The sequence below is a fragment of the Hydrogenivirga sp. genome (assembly GCF_056450045.1).
Genome location: NZ_JBWONM010000015.1, coordinates 1 through 2,123, shown reverse-complemented (window position 1 = coordinate 2,123; position 2,123 = coordinate 1). Strand labels below are relative to the sequence as shown.

General features: G+C 52.4%; 3 protein-coding genes. 2 read left to right on the top strand and 1 reads right to left on the bottom strand.

Annotation, left to right across the window (positions count from 1 at the left end; all coding sequences use genetic code 11):
- The coding region (locus AC1HCM_RS00505; protein WP_479459817.1) for a DUF5335 family protein at positions 1-135 on the bottom strand (135 nt) is incomplete at its 3' end.
- A gap of 44 nt (positions 136-179) precedes the next feature.
- On the opposite strand from AC1HCM_RS00505, the gene surE reads away from it, so the two are divergent.
- Together surE and AC1HCM_RS00495 are read left to right on the top strand one after the other, a co-directional pair.
- Positions 180-929, top strand: coding sequence for a 5'/3'-nucleotidase SurE (gene surE, locus AC1HCM_RS00500; protein WP_479459816.1), 750 nt, complete (start codon positions 180-182; stop codon positions 927-929).
- Positions 926-2,123: UDP-N-acetylmuramoyl-tripeptide--D-alanyl-D-alanine ligase (locus AC1HCM_RS00495; RefSeq protein ID WP_479459815.1), on the top strand; the 1,198-nt coding region annotated here is incomplete at its 3' end. The genes surE and AC1HCM_RS00495, both read left to right, overlap by 4 nt.

Here is a 2,123-nt window from a genome sequence, read left to right as displayed (position 1 = left end):
AGTCCACTCAACCTCCACCTGATCTCCCAGCTCCTCACTGATTATCTCAAGCTGTCCCTCAACACCCTTCAGATGTTTAGAGACATTATCAAAGTATCTTTCCCACTCACCCCTATCAAGCTTCCTTGCTGCCATCTCTCCACCTCCTGTATTTAATTTTAGACCATAAAATACTTCCTATGCCTACAATACTGATCACAAACGATGATGGATACTTCTCCGAAGGGATAAGGGCTCTCAGGGAAGCCCTCCGCCCGATAGGAAGGGTCGTCGTGGTGGCGCCCGATAGGAACCTGAGTGGGGTAGGACACTCCCTTACCTTCACCATGCCCCTTAAGATGAGGAAAGTTGAGGAGGACTACTACACAGTTATAGGGGGGACGCCAGCCGACTGCATACATCTGGGCTACTACGTAATCCTTGAGGGAGAGAAGCCAGACCTTGTCTGTGCAGGTATAAACGAGGGACCCAATCTCGGTGAGGACATAACTTACTCTGGAACTGTTTCAGGTGCCATGGAGGGGAGAATCCTTGGGATACCCTCCATAGCCTTCTCAGCCTTCGGAAGGGAAGACCTCATGTTTGAGGAGATAGCATCCTCCTGCAGGCTCCTGGTTGAAAAGGTGCTTGACAAGGGTATGCCAGAGGACACCTACCTCAACGTGAACATCCCAAACCTAAGCAGGGAGGAGGTAAAGGGCATAAAGGTGACCCGTCAGGGCAAAAGAGATTACAGGGAGAAGGTCTTTAAGTACCTCGCCCCCTATGGAGAACCCCTTTACTGGATAGCGGCGGAGCAGTTCGGCTGGAGTGCTGAGGAGGGAACCGACTACTGGGCTGTAATGAACGGCTACATCTCCGTTACACCCCTCCAGCTTGACCTCACCAACTACAGAGCACTTAAAGAGATTAAATTCATAGAAGGATGAGAGCAAAAGATCTGGCCAGCCTTCTCAGAGGTGTTCTGATAGGAAACAGTGAGGCTAAGATAGAGGGCTTCTCCATTGACAGCCGAAAGGTCTCTGGAGGGGAGCTCTTCTTCGCTCTGAAGGGGGAGAGGCACGATGGGCACTCCTTCGTGAGGGATGCTCTCTCAAGGGGAGCTGTAGGAGCGGTTGTTGAGAGGCTCCTGCCCGTTCCCGAGGGAAAGTTCATCGTGGTGGTGGGGTCGGTCTTGGAGGCTCTTCGCAAACTTGCGAGGTGGAAGAGGGAGAACTTCAGGGGGCGTGTAATCGGGGTGGCTGGTTCGGTTGGAAAGACCACAACAAAGGAGCTCATATATCACCTCCTCTCTAAGGTATCTAAGACGTACAGGAGCGAAGGTAACCTTAACTCCCAGATCGGGCTACCTCTTGTCCTTGCCAACATGCCCCATGAGGCTGACTACACGGTCCTTGAACTTGGTGCGAGCCAGGTGGGTGATGTCCTGAGCCTGACGAAGCTCTCTGAACCTTCGGTGCGTGTTATAACCGCCATAGGAGAGGAGCACCTGCAAACCTTCGGCAGCCTTGAGAACGTCATAAGGGGCAACGGGGAGATATTCTACGGCTTTGATGAAGAGAGCTGGGCGGTTTTGCCCTCAAGCGTTAGAGCACACTACGACTTACCGCCCGACAGGCTGATAGCCTTCGGGGAAGGTTCAGAGCTCAGGGCGAGTGAGGTGAGGCTCAGCCTGAGGGGCACCGAGTTTAAGGTGGGTAATGAAGCCTTCAGCGTGCCGGTTCTCAGCAGGGGGATAGTTGAGAACGTCCTTGCCTCCTTCGGAGTACTCAAGGCTCTTGGGTATGAACCCAGAGAATTCAGGGAAGACCTCATGAGCTTCAGGGCACCGGAGGGGAGGATGAACCTGATTGATGGAGGTGATTTTTTCCTTATTGACGACACCTACAACGCGAATCCACCTTCGGTAAAGAACGCTATAAGGACGTTATGCTCTTTAGAAACCAGATCTAAGAGGGTGGCAGTTCTTGGGGATATGCTTGAGCTTGGAGATGAGAGCTCCAGACTGCACGGCGAAATTGGGAAGTTTGTTGCCCAGCATGGGGTTGATTGCACCCTGTTTTATGGCAAAGAGATGGAAGAGGCTTATAAGGAGTGCAGGAGATACGGGGGAGTTTGCTTCT